Annotated in this window: 8 protein-coding genes and 1 pseudogene; 2 read left to right on the forward strand and 7 right to left on the reverse strand. The window is 75.4% G+C overall.

Annotated elements, in window-relative coordinates; all coding sequences use genetic code 11:
* Window positions 1–22: 22 nt before the first annotated feature.
* Window positions 23–208, forward strand: a complete 186-nt coding sequence (locus ACIQG9_RS18965; protein ID WP_400403963.1) for a ferredoxin — start codon at window positions 23–25, stop codon at window positions 206–208.
* A gap of 62 nt (window positions 209–270) precedes the next feature.
* On the opposite strand, the gene ACIQG9_RS18970 is transcribed toward ACIQG9_RS18965, so the two are convergent.
* Window positions 271–3,399 carry a hypothetical protein gene (locus tag ACIQG9_RS18970; RefSeq protein ID WP_400403965.1) on the reverse strand — a complete coding sequence of 1,043 codons (3,129 nt, stop codon included), beginning with the start codon at window positions 3,397–3,399 and terminating at the stop codon, window positions 271–273.
* A 328-nt stretch (window positions 3,400–3,727) separates the two neighbouring features.
* Here ACIQG9_RS18970 and ACIQG9_RS18975 point away from each other — a divergent pair, with 328 nt between their 5' ends.
* Window positions 3,728–6,763, forward strand: coding sequence for a BTAD domain-containing putative transcriptional regulator (locus ACIQG9_RS18975; RefSeq protein WP_400403967.1), 3,036 nt, complete (start codon window positions 3,728–3,730; stop codon window positions 6,761–6,763).
* Between the two features lie 71 nt (window positions 6,764–6,834).
* Here the strand turns inward: ACIQG9_RS18975 and ACIQG9_RS18980 are convergent.
* The 6 genes and pseudogenes from ACIQG9_RS18980 to ACIQG9_RS19005 all read right to left on the reverse strand — a co-directional run.
* Window positions 6,835–7,425, reverse strand: a pseudogene (locus ACIQG9_RS18980) (SDR family NAD(P)-dependent oxidoreductase); the annotation flags it as partial.
* Between the two features lie 169 nt (window positions 7,426–7,594).
* The gene (locus ACIQG9_RS18985; protein WP_400403970.1) at window positions 7,595–9,400 is read right to left on the reverse strand and encodes a hypothetical protein; all 1,806 of its coding nucleotides are present in this window, start codon (window positions 9,398–9,400) and stop codon (window positions 7,595–7,597) included.
* On the reverse strand, window positions 9,397–12,942 hold the full coding sequence (locus tag ACIQG9_RS18990; RefSeq protein WP_400403972.1) for a DUF5682 family protein: 3,546 nt from the start codon (window positions 12,940–12,942) through the stop codon (window positions 9,397–9,399). The genes ACIQG9_RS18985 and ACIQG9_RS18990 overlap by 4 nt, the downstream gene beginning before the upstream one ends.
* Window positions 12,926–14,086 (reverse strand): AAA family ATPase, encoded by a 1,161-nt coding sequence (locus ACIQG9_RS18995; protein WP_400403975.1) that lies wholly within the window; start codon window positions 14,084–14,086, stop codon window positions 12,926–12,928. Before ACIQG9_RS18995 ends, ACIQG9_RS18990 begins: the two co-directional genes overlap by 17 nt.
* A complete protein-coding gene (locus ACIQG9_RS19000) occupies window positions 14,083–18,858 on the reverse strand; it encodes a hypothetical protein (protein ID WP_400403977.1) in 4,776 nt (1,591 codons plus the stop codon). Before ACIQG9_RS19000 ends, ACIQG9_RS18995 begins: the two co-directional genes overlap by 4 nt.
* Window positions 18,855–19,727 (reverse strand): DUF4132 domain-containing protein, encoded by an 873-nt coding sequence (locus tag ACIQG9_RS19005; RefSeq protein ID WP_400403979.1) that lies wholly within the window; start codon window positions 19,725–19,727, stop codon window positions 18,855–18,857. Before ACIQG9_RS19005 ends, ACIQG9_RS19000 begins: the two co-directional genes overlap by 4 nt.
* Window positions 19,728–19,997 lie beyond the last annotated feature (270 nt).

Here is a 19,997-nt window from a genome sequence, read left to right on the forward strand (position 1 = left end):
CGGGGACCGGACGACGGCGCAGGTGACAGTCGACCGGGACGCCTGCTGCGGTGCCGGCAACTGCGTCCGCACCGCCCCGGAGGTCTTCACGCAGGACGACGCCGACGGGCTGGTGCTGCTGCGCGACGCCGCGCCACCACCGGAGAGCAGCGAGCGGGTCCACCGCGCCGCCGACCTCTGTCCGGCCGGCGCGATCCGGGTCACCTGAACCGCCGCGCCGGCAAGACGGTCGGGGGCCCGCCGGACCGGCGAGCCCCCGACCGCCGGCGATCAGGCGGGATGCACCGCGACGTTCGTCGCCCGCAGCAGCCCGACGATCCCCTTCACCGCCGCCAGGCCCTCCTGGTGGGTGCCGGCCTTGACCCGGCCGGACCAGTAGCCGTACCGGTCGGCGAGGGTGCCGATGCCGACCGACCCGGCCTGGACGACGCACGAGCCGAGCGGATCGTGCGGCGCCGCCGGGGCCGGGGCCGCGGCGCAGCCCACGCCGAACCGCTCCTGCTGCACCAGCGGACTCAGCCCGGAGACGTCATCCTGGCACGGGTCCCAGTCCATCTGCTGCCTACAGGTCGAGTAGTTCACCAGCGCCCGCTGGTAGGCGTTGAACAGGTGCAGCGAGCCGCTGTTGTAGCTGTTCTGGCTGCGCGGCAGGCGGTAGTCCGCCGGCAGTGACCGGTCACCGAAGAGCTGACCGTGTAGCACCTCGTCCCGGCCCAGCGCCGACGACCAGCCCAGGTCCGAGAAGATCTGCAGCATCCGTACCGCGTCGGAGACCTTCTTCCCGGCGTCCCAGAGCTGCTGCGAGACCCCCCAGGTACCCGCCGGCGGCCGGTCCACGCCGGTGCCGAGCGCCGCCGCCCGGTAGTAGTACCGCTGCTTGCCGGTCAGCATGGCCTGGACCTTGGTGCGCGCCTGCGCCAGCGCGGCGGCGTTGTCCACCACGACGCCGCTGCTGTCCAGCGCCGCCCGGTACGTCGAGTTCCACTTGTCGTAGATGTAGTAGTCGGTGTCCCGGCAGTAGCCGGTCGGCGGGTTGGCCCGCTTGTCCCACAGGCAGATGTCGGTCAGATGCGTCTGCCAGGTGACCGTCCGCACGTCCTGCCAGTCGCCGCCGGACCACTTCACCTGCTGCCGGACGACCAACTGGAGATCCCCGTTGGTCTGCTCGTAGCGCGGGCCGTCGTTCACCTCGGTGTTGATGAACTGCCGGTCGATGCAGGAGCGCAGCTCCGGCCGGAAGGCCGGCGCCATCGCGTAGTTGGCGAGGTGGTAGATGCTCGGCAGGGCCGCGCGGTTGACCCGGGTCGGCGGGTTGAGGTTGGCGTTCGTCGACCCCCCGCAGAACGAGATGCGGGACACGTCCGCGATCCGGCCGGCGGCCGGGATGTCCTGGTCGACGCTGCCCCACATGTTGTAGTCGCGGTCGCCCTCCGCCCAGCGCACCGCCCGACCGACGTCGTCGAGCGAGGTCTTCCACTGGCCCATCGCCGCCTGGTAGTCGGCGACCAGCCGCTGGAACAGCGCGTTGGTGCCACCGTTCACGGCCGGTGCGCTGAACTGCCGCACCCGACGGTTGACCGCGTCGCCGGCGGCGATCGTGCTCTCCGTCTCGGCTGCGGCGACCTGGGCCGCGTACTGCGGGTTCTGCAACTGCAGGATCAGGTTCGCCCGAGCGCCGAGCAGCCACGCCGACGGATTCGCCACACCGGCGGCCGGCTGGTCGCCGGGGGCCGGGCTGAGCGCGACACCCCGGGCACCCGCCCACTGGGCAAGGTAGTCGATCGCACCGGCCGGCAGGTAGAGGCCGACCGTGCCCACCGGGTCGGACAGCGACGTGCCGGTCGGCACCACGTACGGCGCCTGCCGGGCGCTGTCGGCCGCGAAGGTACGCGTCGGCGAGTCGGCCTGGTCGAAGTAGGTCGCGAAGGAGTCGATCGTCGAGCCGGTGCGGGCCTCCCGGTGCACGTACCGGTCGATGCTGGCCTTCAGCGGCTGCTGGGCGACCTGCTCGAAGGCCGCCTGGCTCGCCAGCGCGAGCGAGTCCACCCGCTGGTCGAGCACGAGCAACTGGCCGGCGATCACGGTGAGCTGGGCGCGTACCTCGGCCAGGTCCCGGGACAGCGCGGACAGTTGGGCGACCAGCCCGTCGTACATCGCGCCGAGCATCTTCTCGACCCGGTCGAACCGCTTGTCCATCCCGACGGCCAGCCGGTTGATCTGGTCACGCAGGGCGGCGATCTCACCGCCGGTGGCCCCGTCGGCGCCGCCGCCGGAGGTGAACAGTGGAAGCAGGACCATCGCCGCGCCCACCAGCCCACCGACCAGGGTGAAGGTGGACATGGCCAGCGCCGCGGTGGTGATGCCGGCCGCCGAGATCGCCGCGGTGTACGTGGTGATCGCCGAGACCGCGCCGACCACCGCCTTGGCGATGGTCTCGATCTGCTTGCCGAACTGCTTGTCCACCATCCCGGCGAGCTTGCCGAGGACGGTGACGGCCTGGCCCAGCCGCTCGTTGAGCTTGCGGTCGGCCTCCGCCTTCGCCTTGGCCGCCGCCTCCTCCGCGCTGGTCGGCTTCTGCGGCCCATCGACCGGGAACCGGTCGGACTGGGCCACCACGTCGGTCACCGCGGTCGCGGTCCGCTCGCGCAACGCGGCCAGCGCGACGTCGAGCTGCGCCTTGATCTCCGCCCGGTAGGCGTCCTTGTCGGACCGCTTGGCGGTGATCGCCGACAGGTTCAGGTTGCCGCTCAGGTCGGGTAGCTGTGCCAACTCGTCCGCCGGGGTGTCCAGCCGTACGCCGAGCCGGGTGCCGACCGCGGCATTCCACACCCCGGCGAGCACCGGGTCGCCGGCGGCCTGCCCGTGCAGTCTGCCCCACACCTCGGACAGGGCGCTCCGGGAGAGCATCTCCCACAGGTAGTCCTGGGTGCCGCCACGGATCTGTTCGATCGGCGGCACGATGCCGCCCAACTCCTCGCCGGTGGTGCTGTCCAGCAGCGTCCGCACCGCCGGGCCACCGAGGTAGGCCGCGCCGTTGCCGGCGAGCTTCTCCATCGCCGCGCCCAGCAGGGTCACCTTCCCGGGTGACTCGTCGGACGCCGCGACGGCCTGACCGACCAGGGTGGTGACGGTGCTCAGGTGGGCGTTCAGCGTGGCGGTGTCGGCCGTCGGGTGGGTACCGCGCCAGTCGCTCAGTTCGGCGGCGAGCACGGCGTCGACCAGGCCCTGGGTGCCACCGTCACGGACCTGGACGACTGCCGCGAACAGTGCGTGGTGCACCGCCTGCTCGTCGTACGGGACCGGGTCGGCGGCGACCGCCGGCCCGGCCAACCCGACGACCAGGCTCGCGCCGGTCACCGCCGCGAGCCACCGGGGTCGGCGGCTCTGCTTGGTTCTCATGGATGTCCTTCCTCCACTGTCCCGCGGGTACGGGACAAGGTGCGGCAGCTATCAGGCCGCACCGGAGTTGGCGCACACTTAACGCCCTCTTGGTGGGCAGGTGGCGGCCCGTTCCAGGGCACGGAGGCGCCGGCGTACGACGGGCGACGTCGAGGCCGGCGGGCACCGTCCGGGTCGGACACACCCGGGTCCGGGACGGCGCGGTCGGTCGCCGGCACCGGCGAGGTCGGGTTCGTCACTGTCCCACTTCGGGCTGGCGGTCGCACGGTCCGTCGGGTAACCCTGGGTGCGCTGTCCGAAGATCCAGACCGTCCGCGCGTGAGGTGTCGTGAGCGCTACCGTTGAATCCGAGGTCCGGACGGACCTGACGCTCGGTGTGCTCGGCCCGACCGTCGTCCGTCACGACGGTCGACCCGTGACCCTCGGCGGCCCGGCACCGCGTACGTTGCTGTGCCGCCTGGTCATCGCCAACGGCCGGTTCGTGTCGATCGACGCGCTGGTCGACTGCCTGTGGCCGGACGGCCCACCGCCGAGTGCGCGGATCACCGCGCAGGGCTACCTGTCGGTCCTGCGTCGGGCACTTGAACCCGGCCGGGCGGCCCGGCAACCCGGCCGGGTGCTGATCCGCGACGGCACCGGCTACGCGCTGCGCGGGGAGCTGATCACGCTCGACGTCGACCGGTTCGGCGCGGCGGTGACCCAGGGCCGGGAGCTGCTGGCCGGCGGGGACGCCCGGTCCGCGCTGGCCCGGTTCGACGAGGCGCTCGCGCTCTGGCGGGGGCCGGCGTACGCGGACTGCGCGGACCACGAGTTCGTGGTCGCGGAGTCGCATCGGCTGCGGGAGCTGCGGACCGGCGCCATGGAGCACCGGCTGGAAGCACTGATCGAGTGGGGCGCAGACGAGACGGTCGTCGCCCAGCTCCGGGCCTTCTGTGCCGCGCACCCGCTACGGGAGCGGGGCTGGGCGCTGTTGGCGCGGGCGCTGTACCGGGCCGGTCGCCAGGGGGACGCGCTGGCGGTGCTGCGCGACGCCCGGAACCGGCTGCGGGACGAACTCGGCGTCCAGCCCGGACCAGAGCTGACCAAGCTGCACCACGACATCCTGCACCAGGCGCCCGCCCTGCCGTCGGCACCGTTCGTGGCCGACGGCGGGGCCGCCGGGCCGGCGGGCAACCTGCCACACTCGATCTCGACCCTGGTCGGGCGGGTCGACGAACGGCAGGCGGTGGCCGACCTGCTGAGCCGGCACCGGCTGGTCACGCTCACCGGCGCGGGCGGTATGGGCAAGACGCGGCTGGCGCTGGCGGTCGCCGGTGCGCGCACGGACGCCGACGGCCCGTGGTTCGTCGAGCTGGCCGGCCTGCACGAGCCCGCCGTGCTCGCCGAACGGCTCTGCGCGGCGCTGCAGATCACCGGCGCCGGTGGCGTCGAGGCGCTGGTCACCGCGCTGCGCTCCCGGGCGATGCTGATCGTGCTGGACAACTGTGAGCACCTGGCCGCCGCCGTCGGCGCGCTCGTCACCACCCTGCTCAGCGCCTGCCCGAACGTCCGCGTCCTGGCCACCAGCCGCCAGTCGCTACGGGTCGACGGGGAGCAACTGTTCGAGGTCCCGCCATTGTCGAGCGGCCCGGACGGCGAGGCGGTCACGCTGTTCACCGCGCGGGCCGCCGCCGTGCTGACCGGCTGGTCACCGGGCGCGGACGAGCGCCGGGTGGTCGCCCGCCTCTGCGCGGCCCTCGACGGCATGCCGCTGGCCATCGAGTTCGCCGCCGCGCAGTGCCGCGTCCTGTCACCGCGACAGATCCTGGAGCATCTCGACGACCGGTTCGCGCTGCTGGTCGGGGAGCGCACCAGCTCGCGGCACACCACCCTGCTGGGCCTGATGGACTCGTGGTACGAACTGCTGACCGACGCCGAACGGGAGTTGCTCCAGGCGTTGGCGGTGTTCGAAGGTGGTTTCGGGTTGCTGGCCGCCAGGGCGGTGACCGGGCGGGCCGACACCCTGGTCGACCTGACCAGCCTGGTGGAGAAGTCGTTGGTGACCGTGGTGACCGTGGCCGACGGCGACGACCGGCGCTACCTGATGCTGGAGACCATCCGCCAGTACGCGCTGCGGTGCACACCCGCCGACCGTCGTGACACGCTGGGCGGCCGGCACACCGCCTGGATCCACGAGTTGGCGGCGACCGCCGGCGACGAGCTGCGGGGGCCCGACAGCGCCAGGTGGATGCGGTTGCTGCACGTCGAGAGCGACAACGTACGGGCGGCACTGCGCCGGGCGGGCGCGGCCGGGGACACCACGGCGGTGCTGCGCATCGCCGGCGGCCTGTACTGGTTCTGGTACCGGCAGGGCCGGGTCGCCGACGGCCTGCGCTGCCTGGAACCCGCGCTGCGGCAGGCCGATCCACGGGTCCACGAGCCCGGGTGGATCGCCCGCGCCGCCGTGGGCCTCGCCCTGCTGCGCTACCTCGGCGGCGCGCATGACCAGGTCGCGGAGGCGTTGGCGGTGGCCGGGCGGCACGGTGCCGCCACCGACGACCTGGGGGTACGGGCGCAGGCCCTGGCGACGATCGCGTACTTCGAGGCCGGCGGCGGCGCGGCGCAGGTGGCGATGGAGCACGCGACCGAGGCACTGGCGCTCGCCCGGGCGGTGGGCCACCGGGCCACCGCCGCGGAGGCCCTGATGTGTATCGGCGAGGCACAGCGCCGTGCCGGCCTGCCGGCGCAGGCCACGGCGACCCTCACCGCCGCCCTGCACGAGGCCGACCGGTGCGGCCACGGCTGGGCGGCGGTGTCCGTGCTGTGGTTGATGAGCAAGGTCGAGTTGTCCCTGGACCGGACCGGACCGGCCTCGGTGCTGGTCCGCCGGATGCTCGAAACGGCCCACCACCACGAGGACACCACCAGTTGGCTGGTGGGCCTGGCCATGCACGCGTATCTCCTGATGCGTGCCGGCCGGGCCGAGGACGCGGCGGAACTGCTCGGCACGCTGCGGTCGCTGGGTGATCGGGTGGGGTACCAGGCCGAGGCGATGGACGCCGAACTGGCGGGCTACCTCGCGGAGATTCCGTCGGGTAGCCCGCCGGACCGGTTCGCGGCGGCCCAGGCCCGCGGACGCGACCGTTCGGTGGAGCAGACGATGGCCTGGCTCCGCTCAGCCGCACCGTTCGGGGATCAGCGGCTCGACGACGTGCCGTCCGCCGGCGACCTCGGCGACGGTCAGCGCGCCGGACCCGGGTGCGGGGCGGACGGCTGCTCGGGCAGTGCCACGCCGGTGAGCTCGGCGCAGCGGGCGAGCAGTCCGTCCAGCAGCGCCGGCTCCAGGCTGGACGCGGACGGCCGCCAGTCGCGTTCGCTGACATAGCGCCCACTCACCAGCACCTCGGGACCGGTGCCGGCGGCGTAGCGCGCCTGACCCCGCGCGGCGTGGTCGGGGCTCGTCGGCGCGGCGTCACCGCCCATCTTGGTACGCACCCAGCCCGGGTCGACCGCGTTGCTCAGGGTCGCCGGCCAGCGACGGGCGACGGCGACGGCGAGCATCAGGTCCAGCAGCTTCGAGGTGCAGTACGCCTCGGTGCCGTTCCACGGACGGGTGTCGTACTGCAGGTCGGCGAGGTCGACGACACCGTCCGCGGCCATCGCCGAGGACACGAACACGAGCCGCTCCGGCTGGGGCAGCAACGCCGTCAGCAGGTACGGCGCGAGCACGTTGACCTGGAACGTCGACTCCAGCCCGTCCCCGGTCAGCTCCCGCTCCGCGCTGTCCAACCGGGCGATCCCGGCGTTGTGCACGATGGAGTCGAAACGCCCGTGGGCGGCCAGTGAGTCGGCGAGCGCGGTGGTCGCCTCGATCGAGCCCAGATCCCCCACCGCGACCCCCGCCGCGGCCGGCAGCACCGACTTGGCGACCGCCGCCCGCTCCTCGTCGCGGGCGTGCAGAACCACGCGATGTCCCTCGGCGATGAGCTGGGTCGCCGTTCGCAGGCCGATGCCGTCCACCGAGCCGGTGACAAGAATGTTGCGCATGCCGTCCCTTTCGTCGTGTGCCGCGCCACGATGACTGGGACGGTTGGGAATCGATTGGAACGCCGTTGGCAGCCGGCCCGGTGCTGCCGGCTGCCCGCTCGGCTGGCTCCGCGCGGTCCGTGGTCCACCGCGTCGTGGGCCGGGACCGTCCCTCCACCCTCGCGGCCGGTCAGGGCAGCCAGGTCGCCTCCGCGAGCGCCCGGGACGCCGCCTCCTCGTAGACCGCCAACGCCAGCCAGGACTCCGCGAACGCCTGCCCGTCGTCGTCAATGACCCGGCCGAACGTGTCCCGTGGACGGGCCCGCGCCGCGACGCCCATCGCCCCGAGCAGGTAGCCGCCGAGATCCAGGCGGGCCCGCCGCAGCCCACGCTCCGCGGAGTCGGCCAGCGCCTGGATCGCCCGCCCGCCCGAGACGACCCGCTCCAACTGCCGGCGCAGCAGGCGCAACGCCGGATCGCCGGTGGTCGGGCGCTGACCGTCGACCGGCGTCGGCGGGGCCCCACTGGCCATCCTGAGCTGGCTGTGGTGCAGCCGGTCGTAGCCGAGGTCGGCGTGGCCCGCCCAGCTCTCCGGCAGGCCGAGCCCGGGTCCACTGCCCGGCACCGGACCCACGGCGAACGCCTGGACCGTCGCCCGGCGGGTCGGATCGAGCCGGCCCACCAGGCGCAGTTCCACCCCCACCGCCTGCCCCAACAGCCGCAGGTTGTGGCGGTGGGACAGTTCGGTGTGCTCGTCGGCGACGGTCACCGTCAGGACCGCGCCGTCGCCGGTGGCGGCCAGGACGGTGTCCTCGTGCGGGCCCAGCACCCGTACGGTCAGGAAGAGCAGGTCGGCACCGGCGGGACGCTCCGGCACCGGCAGCGCCGACGCGGCGAAGGCCCGCCGTACCTGGTCGGCCAGCGGTTCCGCCCACAAGCTGACCAGCGGCTCGTCGGCCCAGGCGGCCCCGCCGGCCCGTACCGCGCGCACCGACCGGCCGGCGCCCAACTGCCCCGACGCCGACGCGGTGCCGCCGGACACCACCAGCCCGGCCCGGGTGAGCTGCCGGTGGCTGAGCCCCGACTCGCCCACCGCCACCGTCGAGTCGCCCGCACCGGCGGCCCGCCCGGCGTCACCCGGGGCGAGGTCGGCGACCGTCCAGAGCCGCCCGTCCCGGTCCACCAGATAGGTGACCACCCCGGCGTACCCGGAGTCCGCCACCACGGGCACCGCGCAGAGCCCGTACAGCCGCAGCCCGGCCTGCGGGTCGTACGCCCGCCGGGCGGTGCCCAGCAGGTGCCCGAGTTCCCCGGGCGGCAGATCGGTCCCGCGCAGGCGACGCGACACGGCCAGCAGCTCGCGCAGGTCGTCGGTCAGGTCGGCCAGCCGGTGCTGCGGCTCGGCCGCCCGGGCGGCCCGCAGGCCCACCGCGACCCGGGTCCCGGTCGCGGCGACCCGGTGCAGGCCGTTGGCTCTGGCCTCGTGCACGGCCCGCAGCAGGGCGGTACGCAGCACGACTCCGGAGCCGACGATCCCTGCGGCCAGCACCGTCACCGCCACCTGCCACAACCCGTCGGCGGCGGCCCGCTGCCGCTCGGTGAGTGCCCCGCCCACCGCCCCGGCCGCCGGCCCGTCCGCCGGCCCGCCGGTCGGGTCGACCGCCGACGGCGCGACGGCGGACGGCCCGACGGTCTCCGGTGGGGCCGGGTCGTCGTCCACCCGGGCCAGGGCGAGGACCGCCACCCGGTGCAGACAGTTCGGCGCGAGCAGGCAACTGCATCGGGCGTCGGCGGCGGCGCGCACCACCCCGTCGGCCGCGACCAGCGTCACGGTGGTCGCGTCGTCGACCTGGACGGTCACCTCGCCGGCCGCGCCGGTGACGGGCCAGCCCGCGGCCCGGGTCACCGCCTCGTCCACCTTCCTGCGCAGCCGGGCGGGCAGCGCGTCCAGCGCCTCGGCCAGCACCGGCGCGGTCACCGCCGGCAGCCCGGTCACCGGCGCACCTGCTCCCCGACCCACCGGGCCAGTTCCAGCGGGCTCAACGCCGCGATCGGCATTCCCGCCGCCACGAGCTGGCCCGCCGCCGAGACCGAGTACCGGGGCCGCCCGGTGTCGTCCAGGCTGGCGCAGCCCAGCACCGTGCAGCCCGCCTCGACCAGCGCCCTGGTCTCGGCCAGCAGCCCACCCATCGGATATCCCTCCTCGAAATCGCTGATCACGGCCACCATGGTCCGCTGCGGGACGGTGACCAGCGAGCGGGCGTAACGCAGCCCGGCCGCGATGTGGGTACCCCCACCGACGCTGACCTCCAGCAGCAGGCCCAGCGGGTCGTCCACCCGCTCGGACAGATCCACCACCTCGGTGGAGAAGGCCACGAAGTGCGTGGTGAGCGCCGGCACACCGGCGAGCACGGCGGCGGTGAGCGCCGACCAGATCACCGACTCCTCCATGGAGCCGGAGACGTCGACGACGAGCACCAGCCGCCAGTCCACCCCCCGGCGGGCCCGGGTCCGGAACACCGGCCGCTCGGGCACCAGCGTGATCCGGCCCCGCTCGTCGCGGCGGCTGGTGGCCAGGTTGGCCCGCAGTGTCCGGGGCAGGTCCAGCGGCCCGCCCGGCCGGTAGGTGGGGCGCGGCGTGGTGAGCCCGGTCAGCGCCGGCCGCAACCGGGAGGCCAGTTCCCTGGTCAGCTCCTCGACGATCCGGGCCACCAGCGGTCGCAGCCGGGCGACGGTGGACTCCGGCAACCCACCGGCGAGGGTGAGCAGGTCACGGAGCAGTTCCACGGAGGGGCGCACCGCCTCGGGGTCCAGCTCGGTGACCACGTCCAGCCGGCCGGCCTCGACCGCCCGGGCCAGCACCTCCTCCCGGACCCCGGGCCCGAACAGGGCGGACAGCTCCTCCGTCCACTGCCGTACGCCGGGAAACGGCGCCTCCCGGCCGGCCCGACCGGCCGCCTCCGCGCCGGCGCCCTCGCCCCGGCCGGCCCCGTACAGCTCGTCCAGCGCGGTGGCGTACCGGCGCCCGCCCGACCCGACCCGGGCGGTCTCCCGGCCGAGCACGAGCCGCCAACGGTCGACGGTCGACAGGTCACCGGACGGGGCCCGGCGGGCCGGCGGCGGCGGGGTGCCGGGAACGTCGGCCGGTGGGCCGGCCGGCTCGGGGGCGAGCAGGCCCTGCCGGAGCAGCGCCGACCGGCCCGCCCGGTCGGCGAGCAGCCGGAGCAGCAGGGCGTCCGGATCGTCGACCACGGCGATGTCGTCGGGCGATCCGGCATCGCCGAGCCGTTCACGCACCACGTCCAGTAGCCGGTCCCGACCGGCCGGGCTGACCACGTGGAAGCCCGCGCGCAGCGCCGGCAACCGGGTGAGGAACTCCTCGTCGGGCAGCGTCTCGACCCGGTCGAGGAGCCCGCCCAGCACCTCGCCGCTGGCCCGCAGCAGCGGCTCGGCGACGACCAGCAGCCCGGTCAGGTGGCCCTGGAGCCGCTGCCGCGCCGTGGGCGTGGTCGCGGTGTCCAGCCAGGACGCGATGCGCCGCCCGAACTCGGTCGGCTCGGCCAACCCGAGCAGCACCCGCACCGCCCCGGCGGCGGCGGCCATCATCGGCGTGCCCTGGGCGGTGAGCCGGGTGAGGCAGTCGGCCAGGCGCAGCCCCGCCCCGGCGGTGTCGGCGCGCTGGGCGAGCGCGGCCAACGCCTCGGCGTCGGCCACCTCCTCGGCGCCGACCAGCCCGTCGACCTGCCGGATCGCCGCGCTCTCCACCGCCTCGGCGACCGCGTGCAGTTCGCCCACCGGCAACGCCGAACCGCCGGGCAGGTGGCCGAGGCGCAGCCGGTCGAGCAGCGCCAACGCGTTGATCAGTTCGGTGAGGGTGCCCTCCGCCGGCACCGTGACCGACAGTTCGGCGAGTCGGCGCGCGGCCAGGCCGGTCAGGTCGCAGCGCGCGGCGGCGGCCAGGCCATCGATCACCGCGGTCGCGGTCGGGCCGCCGTCGGCCTGCTCCCGCCGCCGCTGCTCCACGAGGGCTCCTTCGGCGGCCTGGGCGAGGGTCACCCCGCGCAGGCCGGCCACCTCGATCGTCGCCTCGGTCCGGGGCGACCAGCCCACCCGCCAGCGTGCGGTGACCGGGTCGACACCGCCGACCCCTTCGCCGGCGACCGGTTCGGCGTAGGCGACGCCACAGACCGCGAGCCGGTGCAGGGTGATCTCGCGACGCCGGTCGAGATCGGAGCGGAGCGGGTCCAGTCGCAGTTCCCGGGCCGGATCGGCGACGCCGGGCAGCCGCAGCCCGGCCAGCAGGCGCCGCACCGCCGGCGCCAGCCCGGAACGGGGGGCGCCGGGGGCCAGCGCGCCACGCCGGTCGCCGACGAGCACCTGTTCCATGGCACCGGCGACCACCCGGCCCCGGCCCATCACCTCACCGTGGGCCAGCACGCTCTGCATCGCCTCGACCAGTTCACCCCGGCCCGGCGCGGGCAGACCCCGCAGCCGGGCCAGGTCGACCGCGAGTCGGACGGTCTCCCGGGCCTCGGCCGGTCCCGCCGGGTGACCGGCCCGGCGGGTCGCCGCGCAGACGGCCACCACGGCTGCCACCGCCGCCGCCTCGACGGCGGTGGGGTCGCCGTCGGCCGCGAGGACCGACTGCTGCCACTGCGGATCGCGGATCCCGGCCGGGTAGCCCGACCGGGCGTCCAGCAGCCCGAACGTGTACGGCACCAGAGAGGTCACCACCGGCGTCGTGGCTGGACGGTCCGGCGGTGCCGCGTCCGCCCCGGTCAGCAGCGCCGGGGCGTGGAAGGCGCCGACCAGGGCGGCGACCCGCCGCTGGCCCGCCTCGGCCAGGCACTGCCGCATCCGCTCCTCCCGGCGCAGGTCGAGGGCGGACACCCCCGGCCCCCGCTCGGCGTCGACGCGCAGCGCCCAGCCGACCGCCAGCGCCGCCCGGCGGACCGCCTCCGGGCTCGCGGCGGGCGCCCGGGCCTCGACCGACCGGTCCCAGAGGTCCTCGTCGGGTCGCCCGGTGCCGGCCGCCCGCAGCGCGTCGGCGAACGACCGGCCCGCCGCCGGGGTGCCGGCCGGTCCCGGCCCGCGCTCCCGCCAGGCCACGTCGCCCAGCGGCAGATCGCAGGGTACGACCTGGACCCCGTGGCGGGCGGCCCAGCGCACCGCGACGAGTTCCGGGGAGAAGTCGGCGAACGGGTAGAACGCCGGCTCCCCGCCGTCGCCGACCACCCCGGCCAGCGCCACCGGTGCGATGGTGGCCGGATCGGCGAGCCACGGCAGCCACTCGCCCAACTCGGGTGGGAGCTCCAGGAGCAGCACCTCGGGTCGGAACTCGGCCAGCAGGCGCGGGAGTGCCACCGCCAGCGCGGGCGAGTGGTGCCGTACCCCGATCAGGTACGGCCGGCGGTGCCCGGCCAGCTCCGTGACGGCGACCACCGGGTCGACCAGCCCGGCCGGGGCGTCCGGTGCGGTGCCGACCGGCAGCCCGGTCAGGTGCGGCTCGGTCGGGTGCGGTTCAGTCGGCAAGGACATCACGCAGTTCCCAGAGCCGCCGCCACAGCCGCGCGCCGTCCTCGGCCCGGCGCCGGACCGCGCCGTCCCAGTAGCCGAGCAGTTTGGCCCCGTCGGCGGGGTCGTCCTTGCGGACCACGCCCAGCAGGTGCCCCGGCAACAGCGACAACACGTCCCGGTCGCCGGGGAAGTAGGCCGCCGCCAGACCCAGCGATGTCGCGACCGCCACCGCTTCGGCGGTGCTCATCACCGTCGAGGGGCGCTCCACCTCCCAGCCCTCGACCGAACGGCCGGCCCGCAGGTCCCGGAACGCGGTGACGAGCGCCTCCAGCACCGCCTCGTCGACCGCGAACGGGGTCCGTACCCGGTCCAGCGCCGCCCGGGCCTGCCGCTGGACCAGAGCGGTCTCCTGCGCCAGGTCGGGGATCGGGCCGACGGTCTCGAAGTTGAACCGCCGCTTGAGCGCGGCGGACATCTCCGACACGCCCCGGTCCCGGAGGTTCGCGGTCGCGATCAGCGTGAAACCGGGCGCGGCGGGCACGGTGGCCTCGGCGGTGCCGGACAGCTCGGGCACGGCGATCCGCCGGTCGGACAGGATGGACACCAGCGCGTCCTGGACCTCCGGCAGGCAACGGGTGATCTCCTCGACCCGGGCGACCGCGCCGGTACGCATCGCCGACAGGATCGGCGACGGCACCAGCGCGGCGGCGCTCGGGCCGTGCGCGAGCAGCAGCGCGTAGTTCCAGCCGTAGCGGAGCTGGTCCTCGGTGGTGCCCGCGGTGCCCTGCACGACCAGTTCGCTGGTGCCGCAGACCGCCGCGGACAGCAGCTCCGACAGCATCGACTTCGCGGTGCCCGGCTCGCCGACGAGCAGCAGGCCCCGTTCCCCGGCGAGGGTGACGACGCAGCGCTCGACCAGGGCCCGTTCGCCGACGAACTTGCCGCCGACGACCAGCTTGCGGGGCAACCCGTCGCGGCGTGCCTCCTTCGGCAGTTCGAGCTCGCCGCCGGCGCTGCCGACGATGAACGTGACGACCGCGCGCGGGGTCAGCCGCCAGCCCGGGGGACGGGGCCCGTCGTCGTACGCGGCGAGGAACTCCAGCTCGGTGGCGTGGGCGTGCTCGGCGGGGTCCACCTGCCGTACCGCCGGGGTGGTCGTGGTCATCGGCGCCTTTCCGTAACAAGATCGTCGAAGCGGGGTGCGTCACCGGCGAGCAGCCGGGCCCAGGCGAGTGCGAACAGCCGGGGGGCGGGGGCGACCGGGGTGATGATGCCCAGGGCGGATACGCCGCCCTCACCCCCGATCAGCAGCGGCAGCTTCCACCGCTCCAGCGGGAGCAGCGGCGCCTTCAGCGCCAGCCAGCCACCGGGCAGGAACAGGGACCGCCCCGCCCGGGGTCGCTTCGCCGCCACCACGTGCGCGGTCGCGGCCAGCTCCGCCCGGGCCGCCTTGAGCCGCGCCGGCTTCCAGCCGGTCCACCGGGCGACGTTGCGGTCGGTGGGGTCGGGCAGGGCGAGCAGTTGCAGGTAGAGCGCCGCGGCGTCGGCGCCCAGGCCGAGTGTCGTGCCGACCGCCGCGACCAGGTCCGGCGCGGACCGGGTCGGATCCTGCGCGAACCCCTCGGCCGAGTCGGGGACGGCGTAGGTCACCACCTCGGTGACCTGGTCGCCCAGCAGGGCCAGCAGCGCGGCGAGCACCGACTCGTCGGCCTCGTCGAGGCGGGCCCGCAGCACCGCGAGCACCGGATCGTCCACCCCCCGCAGTCGGGCCGGGCGCAGCCGCACCTGGTGCCAGCCGGTGTCCGGTGGGATCAGCACCGGGCCGATCTCGGTGCCGGCCGGGCCGGCCACCGCCGGGACGCCGAGCGCGGCGGCGAACGCCGGGATCTTCTTCCCGTCGAGGTAGCCGACCGGGACGGCGAGATCGGGGTCGGCCAGCCGATGCCGGGCCAGTCGGGCGGCGACCGGCAACGCCGACCGGACCGGGTCGGTGCCGGGCAGGTGGTACGCCAGCCACGGCAGCGTCCTGGTCAACGCGGTCAGCACGTCGTCGTCGTCGATGCCGGGGACCGAGCCGGCCAGCCAGCGGCAGGTCGTCGGGTTGGCGATGCCGTGGATCGCCTCCGACGGCGGCATCGGACGGGCCACCCCGGCCTGGGTCACCGCGACGATCAGCTCGTCGGGTACCGGGCGACGCCGCCCGTGCAGCCGACGCCACTCCTCGACGACCAGGTCGACCCGTGGCCCGTCGGTCCAGAGCGCCGCCGGGTCCTCGGGCAGCAGCCGCCCGAGCAGCTCGGCGTTGTTCCCGCCGGAGCGACGGCTGCGGGACTCCCAGAACCGGGCCGCCGACGCCGCGGCCACCGGGTCGGTCAGCCCCAGCAGGGTACGGGCCGACTCGGCTTCGGCCTTGCCCCAGGCGATCCGGGGCAGGCCCGCCAGCAGCAGTGCCGCCTCGGTGTGCCCCATGCCCGCCTCCTCGGACAACGCCCGCGCCCAGTCCGTACGCCAGGTCACCGGGCCGTTCTCGCCGACGAGCCGGACGAACTCGGCGAGCCGCTGCGGCGGGACCGCGCCGGCCGGGAGGATCCACTCCCTGGTGATCCGGAAGCCCGACACCGCCTCGAACCGCCCGGTGGACGCCCATTCGAGCACCTCGACCTCACGGTCGTCGGTGTCCACCCCGAGCACCAGCAGCCGACGCCCGTCCGCCTCGAACACCTGGCCCCGGGCGTGGTTGAGCCGGTCGGTGCCGTCGGCCACCAGGGTGGCCCGCCGCAACCGGCTGCCCGGAGCGACCAGCCCGGACCGGGCGCAGGTCTCCAGCAGCGCCAGCAGGGCGTCGCGCACCTCCGGCGTGGTCAGCGGGGCCGCTGCCCGGTACATCGCGGCGGGCAGCAGCCCCAGCGCGTCGAACCAGTCGACGTCACCGTCCAGCTCGATCCCGTCGGCCGGGGCCGGCCCGGTGGCGGTGAGCGCGGCGCCGGCCCGCGCGATGAGCCGCAGCGCGCTGTCGCCGTGACAGTGGCAGTACTGGATGATCCCGGACAGCCCGACGGCGAGCAGCTTGTCGGCGGCCGGGTTCTCGGCACCGGCCGGCTGCTGATCCCCGGCGGGTCCGGCCACCTCCACGGCACTCCCCCGGCCCGCCAGCGCGCGTAGCCTCGCCACCTGCCCGGCGGCCTGCTCGACGACGCCGGCGACCCCGGCGACGAGCGCGGCGGCGGTGAGCTGCGGAAGGTGCCGGCCGACCAGGGCGCGCACCTGGGCGGTGTCCAGGCCGGCGGCCTCGGCCAGCAGCGCCCCGGCCTGCTCGTCGGTCACCCCGCGCAGCGCCGCCGAACCGGCCTCGTCGCGGGGGCGCAGGAAGTGCCAGAACGCCGGCGGTGGCAGCAGTGGGGTGCCGGTGGCGGACGTCGAGCGCGCGCCGTCGAGCGGGTACCGGCCGAGCAGGAAACCGTCGGCGGCGCAGAGCAGCACCTCACCGCTGCGGCCCCGGCTGTTCCGCAACAGACCGTAGGTGGCGGAGGCGCCCGGGAACCGCACCGCCCCCGCCAACCTGCCGTCGAGGCCGACGCCGGCCGGCAGCACGAAGGACCGGCCGCCCACGGCCTCGCCGGCCATGCCGCCGTCGGGACCCCGCCGCACCCGCCACCCGGCGAGCCCGTCGGCCCGGCCCAGCGGGCTGTCGGACGACTCCGTGGGGCGCAACCAGGACAGGGCGGCGTCCAGCGGTTGGCCGTCGACCGCGCCGTCCTCGAAGAACGCCGGCACGGAGAACCGGCCGGGCTCGCCGGTCGCCGGATCGTACTCGCGCCACCCCGGGCTCTGGTCGGCGGCACGTACCCAGTAGGCGCTGCCGTCGCTGATCACCTCGCCGGCGGTCCGCTCCCCCCGGTCGCCCACCCGCAACGGACGCCGGCCGAAGGTGCGCCCCCCGCCGGGCAGCGGCAGCGACAGGTCGGCGGACATGTCGAAGGCGTCGTCGTCGACGATGAAGACGTCGTCCGGCGCGCCGCTCCAGTAGCCGGCCCGGTTCGGGCCCCGGTCCCAGCAGACCAGTAGCTGGCCGTCGACATAGCGCAGCACCAGCCGCCACAGGTAGTGGCGCTCGTTGGCCGGGATCCGCATCAGGTGCTCGTGCTCCACGCCGTCGCGGCCGACCACCAGCACCAGGTCGCCCCGGCGGATCAGCAGGTACGGCCACTGCCCGACGAGCTGGACGTCCTTGTCCCGCTCGTCGGCCACCCCGAGGCGCTCGGCGGCGGACTCCAGGGCGGGCCAGCCGTACTCGTCGAGCAGACCGGCCCGCAGGGTGCGGCCGAGGACCGGGCCGAGGTCGTGGTCGACGACCCGGCGTACCGCCTCGGGATTGACCGCGAACCCGGCCGGGCAGGCGACCGTGCCGACCCGGTCGAGCTGGCTGTCGAGCGTCGGCAGGCCCTGCCGACCGACGGCGTCGGCGACGGCGTCCAGCCAGCTCCGCAGCGCCGTCCGCAGCCCGGGCACCGCGACCACCGCACGCACCCGCGCCGTCGGGTCGGCGTTCTCCTCGCGCCAACCGGGTCGAAGGTGGCTCTCCACGCCCTCCCGCAGCGCCGGCAGGAAGCGCGGGTCGGCGGCGGTCGCCACCAGGTCACGCCGGCCGTCGGTCTCGTCCGACAGCCACCGGTCCACCGCGTACCGGGCGGTGTCGGCCGGTGCCACGACGGGCACCCCCAGCGCCAGGCAGGTGTCGAGCAGGTCGAGGTCCACGACGTCGTGCTCGCGGCAGAGCGCGACCGGCTCACCGTCGGACTTCAGCCGACCGGCCATCCGCTCGACCAGCGCCAACAGCCCGGGGTGTCGCCTGCGTGCCCGCCAGGAGCGCTGCTCGCGGTGCTCGTCGAAGCGGCGGAGCCACCCGGCGGGGCCGTCCGGCGAGTCGGCCTCGCCGGGGCCGCTGCCCGCCGGCTCGGTCAGCGCCGCCGTGGCGCCGGCCTCCTCCAGCACCCCCAGCCAGACGTCGTCGCCGCAGTGCTCGGGCACCAGCCCGAGCAGCCGGCCGCGCAGGGCGGGGTCGGCGGCGGCGAGCCGGGCCAACGGCGCCCGGTAGGCCACCCAGAACGCCTCCGGCGCCCGGCTGATCGCCGGAGCCGCCAGCAGCTCACCGAGCACCCGCTCGTCGGCGACGGTCGGGGCGACCCCGGCGTTGCGGGCCAGCCGGCGCAGGTCGGTGTGCATCGCCGCGTACGGCGGCAGACCGCCCAGGGTGCGCTCCACGCACAGCCGCCGGAACCGGTCGTACGCGTCCGCCGGCGCGCACCGGGTCGCCAGGTCCCGGGCGTGACCGGAGAGCGCCTTCGCGGTCAGCGCGCCGGCCAGCGCGAACTCCAGGAACACGGCGTGCTGGCGCTCCTCGTCGATGGCCAGCGCGTAGCCCCGCTCCGCCTCGCGGGCCTTGCCGAACATGCTCGCCGCGTAGGTCACGCTGTCGGCGGCGAGGAACGCCCGCCCGGCCTCCTCGTAGAACGTCGGCAGGAAGTGCGGCACCGACCGGGCCAGCCGCTCCCCGAGGGCGTCGAAGCCCTCCTTCGCCGGGCCGATCCGGGACCTGGCGATCCGCGCCAGCCGCTCGATCTCCTTGACCAGGGCCAGGGCGTGGTGGCCGTTGGCCGGATCGTGCACCAGCGCCCACGCCGGGAAACCGAGCGCCTGTTGGCGGACCACGCCGACCGGGGTCACCCGCTCCGGGCGGGCGAAGCCCAGGAACTCCATGGACAGGTCCTCGGCCTCGCCGAGCGTGCCACTGACCAGGCGCACCACGGTCCGCTGCGCGAGCACCGGGTGGGCGTACCGGCGGGCGGTCAGGGTGTCGACCGTGTCGTCCTTCGCCACCACCGTGCCGGCCGGCAGCACCGCGCCCGCGTCGAGCTGGTCCATCGCGTCCACGCTCACTGCTCGTCCTCCTGCTGTGCCACGATCCGTCCGGCGTAGAGCGCGGCGGCCATCCGGGTTCCTTCCGACCAGGCGACCGGCCCGACCGCGCCCAACGGCAGGGCGGTGCCGTGCCGGTCGGTGAAGACGAGGTCGCCGGTCTCGGTCTCGTAGTACGGGTCGTCGGCGCCGACCCACGACCGGGCCTCGACGGCGCGGCCGTCCTCGAACACCCGGCACACCGCGTTGCCGCCCCGCACCGGATAGCCGAGCTTCGTCGCGCGGGCCGTCAGGTGGCGCAGTTGGTCGTACCGGCCACCGGAGTAGTCGCCGCACCGCACCGCGTTCACGTCCACCCCCGCCCCACGAACCCAGGTCTGTCGGAAGAGCTGGTCGACGGACTGGCGGACCTGGAGGTCGGCGGCGAACTCGCGCAGGTCGTCGAGGTCGGCCAGCCTGACCGGGTGCGGGATGACCACCCGCCGGGCGGCCCGGCGGACCGTCTCGCCGTCCAGGTTGACCAGCCCGATCTGGGCGTCGCCCGCCTCGCGGAGCAGACCCACCTCGTCGGGGTCCCAGCCACCGTCGTCGTCGAGCACCGCGACGACGAGGTCGGTGAGCGCCCCGCGCCACGCCTCGTCGGGCCACACCTCGGTGAGCACCGCGACCGGCACCGGCAGCGAACGCACCATCCAGCGTTCGATGTCCGCCCGGCACTGTGTCTCGTGCCGGGCCAGCCACTCGGTGAGTTGCCGCAGCCCGACCACGGTCGGGTCGTCCCGCAACGCGGTCGGCACCGCGCGGAGTTCCCTGCCCTTGGCGTTACGGGCGACGACCTCACCATCGCGGAGAGTGACCTGATAGCCACCCGCCACCTCTGACCATCCCATGTGGACATCCAACGCTCGACGGAAGAAGACACCGGAGGCTAGCCCACCCGGCCGACAAAAACGGGGCCGTCAGGGGTCCGTCCGGGACGGTCCAGGAAGGGCCGGCGCCATCACAACCGGTGACCACGCCGGCCTGCGCCCGCGCTGCGAGTTCCCGGCCGGCCGCCTCGACCGGACGCGACGGCACCGGGCCCGGCCGGTCGCCGCGTGCCGGGACGACGGGACCTACCGGCTCCACCCCGACGTCAGCGCGCTGTGCGTACCGCTGTC

It is taken from the genome of Micromonospora sp. NPDC092111, assembly GCF_044755745.1.
Taxonomy (GTDB): Bacteria; Actinomycetota; Actinomycetes; order Mycobacteriales; family Micromonosporaceae; genus Micromonospora.